This window comes from Aquipseudomonas alcaligenes NBRC 14159 (genome assembly GCF_000467105.1).
GTDB lineage: Bacteria > Pseudomonadota > Gammaproteobacteria > Pseudomonadales > Pseudomonadaceae > Aquipseudomonas > Aquipseudomonas alcaligenes.
In genome coordinates this window covers 1-6,818 of record NZ_BATI01000074.1, presented here as the reverse complement: position 1 = coordinate 6,818, position 6,818 = coordinate 1, and the positions used below count along the sequence as shown (strand labels likewise).

The 6,818-nt window shown below is 47.2% G+C and carries 6 protein-coding genes; 1 reads left to right on the top strand and 5 read right to left on the bottom strand.

Translation table 11 applies throughout. The features are described from left to right. Positions 1-161: 161 nt before the first annotated feature. The 5 genes from PA6_RS23205 to PA6_RS23665 all read right to left on the bottom strand — a co-directional run bounded on the left by PA6_RS23205 (position 162) and on the right by PA6_RS23665 (position 5,531). The gene (locus tag PA6_RS23205; RefSeq protein WP_021703155.1) at positions 162-662 is read right to left on the bottom strand and encodes a DNA-binding protein; all 501 of its coding nucleotides are present in this window, start codon (positions 660-662) and stop codon (positions 162-164) included. 34 nt (positions 663-696) lie between these two features. Next, positions 697-1,611 (bottom strand): hypothetical protein, encoded by a 915-nt coding sequence (locus PA6_RS23675; protein ID WP_147289513.1) that lies wholly within the window; start codon positions 1,609-1,611, stop codon positions 697-699. Positions 1,612-1,991: 380 nt separating this feature from the next. Continuing rightward, positions 1,992-2,981, bottom strand: coding sequence for an ATP-binding protein (locus PA6_RS21845; RefSeq protein ID WP_036992958.1), 990 nt, complete (start codon positions 2,979-2,981; stop codon positions 1,992-1,994). Further along, on the bottom strand, positions 2,938-4,884 hold the full coding sequence (locus tag PA6_RS23670) for a hypothetical protein (protein WP_140422125.1): 1,947 nt from the start codon (positions 4,882-4,884) through the stop codon (positions 2,938-2,940). The genes PA6_RS21845 and PA6_RS23670 overlap by 44 nt, the downstream gene beginning before the upstream one ends. Continuing rightward, positions 4,881-5,531 (bottom strand): hypothetical protein, encoded by a 651-nt coding sequence (locus PA6_RS23665; RefSeq protein ID WP_147289512.1) that lies wholly within the window; start codon positions 5,529-5,531, stop codon positions 4,881-4,883. Before PA6_RS23665 ends, PA6_RS23670 begins: the two co-directional genes overlap by 4 nt. 470 nt (positions 5,532-6,001) lie before the next feature. Between PA6_RS23665 and PA6_RS21840 the strand changes: the two genes are divergently transcribed. Then, the coding region (locus PA6_RS21840) for a hypothetical protein (protein ID WP_021703152.1) at positions 6,002-6,818 on the top strand (817 nt) is incomplete at its 3' end.

Sequence of the window (6,818 nt, the reverse complement as noted above, 5' to 3'; positions counted from 1 at the left end):
TTTCCTTAATAGCCTTCGTGATCCTGAACCATGCAGAACAGAAAGCCACGGTTAACCTGCCGCCCAAAGCAATATGCTGAAGGCTGGTCTCGCCGCCTCAAGGTGAATAGCTCGACAGCGCTCGAGCCGAAACCAGTGAAGTCGGGGCTTGATACAAGCTACTACTGATTCTTGAATTGAATATGCACCTTGAGCGCCGCGAGTTCAGCCCGCAATTTACGAACCTCATGAATAAGCGCGTGCTTTTCGTGCGTTAGTCTATCCGCGTTTGAGATGGATCTCTGAAGCTTTTCTCGCGCAGTAATTATTTCAATTTCAGCCTTGCGGATGACCTCATCACATTGAAAAAAAATCTCTCGTAACTCTCCTGCAAGGCCATCAAGCACTGAGGTTGTACGGCAGTCCACCCTTACAGAGCTTTTCAGTAGCGGAGCCAGCTCTTTTTTGGGCAATTTACGCTCAGCGACTTCATCCGTCTCATGCGTACCAACACCGTCCAAGTGCACCGCAGACTCATGAAGATATTTGCTGATTGTAGTAAAGCTGCCGGCTCCGATAGTATTCCTCACTGCCCTAATCGTCACCTGCTCACCTGCTCCAATCAAAAAATTAACCGCGCGCGCTACATCCAAGCGTGTAATGGAAGGTCCTTTAGGTACCATATTGAACTCCTAAATAGCTGTTTCGTTTACAGCACTATAAATCCATAATGACTTGCTGAGTTCCACTGCAAGCCAAGGACAAAGTCCAACTAGAGTCGCTGTCGCGACAGATGTAGAGATGAGGAGTATTAACGACGCGACGCACATGTGGGCACCGCAACATTTTTTCAGAAACGACCCCCAATACTGTTTCCCGCCTCATCGAGATGCCGGCGGGCGCCGCCAACTCATGGAGCAGCCCTTGCCACATTCTAACTCTAAATCTTATGACATAACCAAGCTCGAGATAAATGCTAGCATCGTATAACAACTTCAAATAATATACTTTCACCAAAACCACTGGAATCTCTTGATCAATGAATGTCGATTGTTGAAGCGCATCAATGTATCCAAAACCTAAGCAATCCAACTTGCTAGGCAGCCACGGCACACTGGAGGTTATGGCTAGCCGCAACCGAATGAGCAGGTAAATAGCAGTTTTGAGGCATGTTGGTCTAGGTGTCTTTACTCCATCCCAATACCCTAGCAACCCTTCGCAATGCGCAAGACAATACTCATGTCTCTGCAAATGGACTGTCTCTATATTTCGGCATGCACCTTGCCAATCTTTCCAATGACGGCGATTGGACGTCACTTCCCAGTTCACGATCTTGGTTTGACGCCGTACGACGCCCTCATTCTTAGCAATCGGGCAACCGAGGGAAGTGATGAGTACTTTATCAATGGGGTCTTCAGTGTAGCTACCTAGTTTGTCCAGTTTTATAAAGAAAGGTGATCCTGATTGTGCACCGCTCCGGACAAATTTAAACCACGCCGCTAGTGCTTTTCCCGCTCTATATGTTTTTAACGCGATCGTTGGGGAACAGCGGTATTTAACTTGGTTTAATGCTTGGCAAACATAGAAACCACACTGTGAGCATGGTGCATCAAGCAGATCACGACTCAACATGCTGTGACACCATTTGCACAGCGGCTTGAGGGGGGCATTGTGAATCAGGCATGTTTCAACCTGAGGCAGGCAAAAAAAGGTAGAGTGATATCCCCAGACTAAGCACTCCGGACAGTACCGTACAACCATTGTCGCTGAGAACGGTGCCAGTCGGAACGCTGAGGGGAAATGCATCCTGTAGTCATGCGCCCGACTTGAGGGCAGAGCGCTGGCAACCCTCTCGGGTAGATAGAAAAGCTTATGAACATTCCCAGCGCTTCTTATTTCCAGCCACCGCATTACATCGACAGGATTGACCCCATTGAATCGCGCCAGGCTGGCAATGATTCCGACAGTAGACTCGAATGGATAGGCACGTCGAATAAAAAATGGCAGTTGCTTCACCCCTGCCCTCCTCCATTGAGCATACAAAATTGCGGAAGATTCGATTTCTGCACCACCTCATCGAGCAACTTATCTGGAATGACAATCCTGGAATAGTCATTTTGCGACAGATACCTTAGCAGGTAGCGAATTGATAAAAATAGATGTTCAAGAGGTACGTTGTTCTTATAGCCTCCGGCAGAGGCGGAGTTAAGAGCTTTCCAGAATGAGCCGTGAAGTGGCTCCAGCCTGAACCCCGTTGCAAATGCTTGAGGTGCGAAACCATTGGTATAGGTGATACCTGATTTAGGAGGATATTCCGATTTTTCGTCAAAAGTCTGCAATATTACCGCGAGATCCTGAGCGCTGGTGCAGCCTTTAAACTCGATGAGCTCACTCATGAATCGCGCGATTAGTTGCTCGCTATTTCCAGCATACATGAGATCTTCACGTTGTTTGAAAACAGCTGGCATCGCAAACGATAGTATGGTCATGGTAATCCCTTTACGATCCAGCCTGTTAAACAAATCAAAAAGCACATGCAGATCATGAGGTCGAAGTCTTTGAAACTCGTCAAGAAGCAGCACCCAATGATTGCAAAATTTTTCAGCGCAACGATTAATGACGTGCTCTGATATCCTATCTAACTTACCTACCGGAGTTTCTCGACTTCGAAACTTCACACCTTCCTCCGTGGCTAGCTGATCGAGTATATTGTTTGTGAAGGAACCCTCTTTCTTGACCACCTCAATTTGGATTACATAAGCGCGCGGCATAAACCCGCGAAGCTTGGAGTTGATGGTCTTGATGCACGAAGTTTTTCCCACTCTTGAAAGGCCGTGAAAAATCAGGCCAGTTTGCCGCATGAATATGGCTTCCAATGCCGTGCTGCTTGCTTTTGCTATTGCATTGGTTATTACCGTGAAATCCTTTCTGAACACGGCATGAGCATCCATCTGATCTCTATTCATCAGCAACGCCCCCTGCGGACTGATCAAAGAAATCATCCAGAAACTCCAACTTAGTCACTCCACCGTCAGTGAGCTGAAATGCAGTTCGTTCAATGCTCTCTGAATCGTCACCTGACGAGCTTTGCCCTAATGATGAAAGCTCCCTTTCCATTCGCTGCCATTCCAGTAAGCTTCGCTTATTCCGCTTCCTCAAGAGGTTATCTACAAAGGACATTACAATGTCGTCTTTTCGCGTTATTTCCAGCGTTCTGTCCCTGAGTGCACGATTGATCAGCTTCCGTGTGATTCGACTGTGGGCAGTCTTAGACCAGTAGCCCAATACGCTCAGGCAACCCAGCGATTGCCCATTGGGAAGAATCGCTTCCACTTGCCGAAGGTCTTTGGGGTCAATTTTGACGAGCAGTCGCTGCCCTACTAACTCCAGCGACCTTGATAGAACCTTGTTGGTATACCGAGCCTTATCGATAGTGATGTGCGGGGCCACTCCTGACTCGGCACTTCCTCTGACAATACAGTATTCAACATCCAGGCTTAGCTTAGTTTTGTTAAGGCTCTCTTCCCGCGCCGTCGGAAGGTAAATTGGCACTTTATAATTATTCAAATGCGCTCGAATCAATTCAACAGGACTCATTGAGAAGGTAGAGCCGGACCTGGGGGTTACATTTAAGTTAGCCAACCAAACGTCGAGCAGACATTCAGCCTCGTCCACAAATATCTCATATTTTTCTGCATTACTTTCGGCATCAGTTGCTCGGCCAAATCCGGGTCCACTCCCAGTTGTTGACGGGCTCCGATGCATAACTTGTTCTGCAATCTGCTTAAAAGTGTTTTCAATTATGGATCGCCGTTCAGGTCGTTTAAGTTGACCATAACTTACGGAGAAGCCAATCAATTCCTTTAGCTTAATCTTGATCCTGTCCGCGTGATGCGCCATCGCATTGTCTAAAAAAAGCGCCCCCCACAGCGCTCCCTTCGTTTCCGGAAGCACATAGCCAATCATTCCACTACCTGGAACATAGGATAAGTTCTGCAACTCAGCTTCGTCGCGTGGTTTCCAATTTCCCAGAAAAGCGCTGATCAAAACATCCTCTACGTCTTGAGCCCTTACCTCGCTGCTAAACACGAATCTCGCAGCAAGCACTCCCGTTGACACGGTATCCACAGCGGCCAACAGCCAAAAACGATCTATAACTCTTGATGTGTGAATTCCGGGCAGTGGCTCCGCTTTAACTATGCACATTTGGTCGACTTTGTAGGCATCCAGTTGCACTACGTCAAATGGTAGACTGGGGCTGATCAACCCTTGCTCCCCACTACCTATTTGTGCATGTGTTACGCCAAACTCTCCAAGCGTCGAAGCAGCACACATGAAATCGCTGCGCAGGATTTCATTAATATATTTCTCAATCGTCCTTTGACCTAACCCTTTATGGTTAAATGGCCACTCATCTTCCGTAACACCGGACTCCTTCAGTATCGATCTGAATTTTGCTGCAATGAATTTTCGATCAAATTTCTGACCAGAAAAGTCACTGTGAAATCGGAGAATGAAATTAGAAATTTCAGTCGCAACTGTAGGATGCCTTTCTAATGTCAGCTTAAGAACTCCGCTCAAACCACCCTGCTGCTGGCTTCTCATTGGCTGTACAGGCGCATTCCTCCGATACTCTGTTGTACGCATCTGGGGAATCAGGGCACGATCGCCAAAATATCTACCTTCAGGGTCACGCTGGAGAAATCTATTAGCTAGTCGAGTTTGCTCGGAGTTCGAGATACCACATCGACGATAGATGAAGTTTCCTGTTCTACCCTGGTTAATTAACCGAATAACAGTCAATCTATTGGCAAACACCTCTCTAATATTTTCTTGGAGTGCCTCCGGATTAACATGCATCAGTTCTTCTAGATTGATACCCTTTAAGCGCCCACGAACATTCATGCGCTCACCCATTCGGTGCTGGGACTGAAAAAATACGGTGACAACTCAACTTTAAGACGACCCTCGACAAACATTCTTGCAACAAGATAGTGCACCGTTGCCGTGTCAAAATCTCGTAGTTGCTCGTAGAGGTCACTCATGCGACCTCTGACGCGCTGCCTGATGTAAAATTGAGCCTTGCTTACTATTTCTGGCGGAAGAGAATATTCTTTTCCAGCTGCCAAGCATGCACATACCTTCAGCAGAGGCATTATTTTATATTTGTGCGGAATGATAGTCGCTGGTGTAAATTCTCGCAGCGTTGCACCACAACTGTTGGCGTGCTTTCTCAGCTCGGCCAGATAGTCAAAATTGATTTTTTCTGGAGAATAAAGTAAATGCCATTCTAACGTTCCGTCTACGAGAGTAGCTTCGGATGTCAGTAGGATTTTTCGTGGCGTTTTGGTGGGTAATATACGGAATGCGGGATGAAGGTTAAACTTAAGTACGTCTGGCTGAAACTCCAAAAATGTAAGCCAGTAGCATAGCTCAATGTCGTTAACAATCGTAAGGCTTCTTCGAGCTTTATGGCTATAGACTACCCATGAATTCCCAAAGTGCTGGCCACGATTGGTAAAGTTTGAAACCTTAGAATTGCGCCTAACCACAACCCATCCTCCCTAGCACAAGGAATAGATGGGTCCATGGTGATCTCTCTTATAAGTACTGTGTCGCACAGGTGGAGATGGCCCACTGACAAGATATCAGATGATAACAAGACCCCTAGACTATTTCCTAATAAAAAACCCTCTATTTATTCCATGCTGGCCATGTGTATGGCGCATCGCTATATACATTGATCGATGTCATCATCTACCATTTTTGATCTTTAGTTCATGGCAGAGTCATTACAGCGCTACCACTTGGCTTTTACTTTTCTCCAGCAGTATTGAAAGATAAAAAATTTTAAATTTTGCCGAAAAATCAAAGCCTTAATATTCCGTTCTTTTCGTATTTTCAGTTCGTCCTACTGATGATCAAAGCTGCTTTATAGAAAATCGGTCTATCAGACCGCTTACTTGGTGGCATTCGTGAATATATGCTTCGCGTGTGTGAAGGAAGCCATAGAGCCGGTGCCATGAGCGCTACAAACCCAAAGGACAACAATAACGTGCCGATCGAGGCTGCCGAAACGGATCAGGACAGTGTGTCTGGCCGTCGCACTCGGCTGATCAAGAAGCTCGATTTCGAGTCCTCTCAGGGTTATCTGCCCTTCACCAACGAAGAGTTTTTCGAGCAGTCGAACCCTATCGTTCGGTCAGCGCTTTTTTCTGTTGGCAACACGAAGGGCGTTTACGAAGAGTGGACACCGATCTTCGGCATTGGAGCCGGGAACATTTTCTACCGCGGCCCTTTTCTATCGGTTGACCATGAGATTGTTCTTGCGCGCCTGATGGTTCTCGCCAGGGGCAAATCGCTTACCAAGCCGATCGCTTTGTATGTGGCCGATGTAGTGCGTTGGCTGAAGCTAGGCGAATCAGGCCCAAACTTTGCGAAGGCCAAGCGGATACTTGATGACCTCGGTCGAGCACAGCTCAGAGTGTCCCACCGCCCTGCCCTGCGCCGTCTGTACCAGTTGCTTACAGCACCTCAAGAAGGCCGGCCTGATGGCAAATTCTTCAAGGACTATATCGACAACCTGTACGGTCCTCATCTGAAGTCCTTGGCATCCGCCCTCGAAAAGAAAGAAGAGTACGAGATCGATCTGCGGTTCGTGATGAAGATGTCCAAGCACAACATCACGGGTCGAATGCTGGTCAACCTAGATCCTATGGCAGCCGTATTCTTTGACGGCGTAAACACGACTCTAGTGCCATTTGAGGTTTGGGAGGAGCTGGATGGTTACGGCAAGAAATTGTTGCCGTATATCGCGTCTCATCGAGACGGGGTATTCC

Excerpts from the sequence above, each read along its gene's own strand:
- PA6_RS21845 (WP_036992958.1), bottom strand. The coding sequence starts at position 2,981 with ATGATTTCTTTGATCAGTCCGCAGGGGGCGTTGCTGATGAATAGAGAT.
- PA6_RS23670 (WP_140422125.1), bottom strand. The coding sequence starts at position 4,884 with ATGAATGTTCGTGGGCGCTTAAAGGGTATCAATCTAGAAGAACTGATG.
- PA6_RS23205 (WP_021703155.1), bottom strand. The coding sequence starts at position 662 with ATGGTACCTAAAGGACCTTCCATTACACGCTTGGATGTAGCGCGCGCG.
- PA6_RS23675 (WP_147289513.1), bottom strand. The coding sequence starts at position 1,611 with ATGTTGAGTCGTGATCTGCTTGATGCACCATGCTCACAGTGTGGTTTC.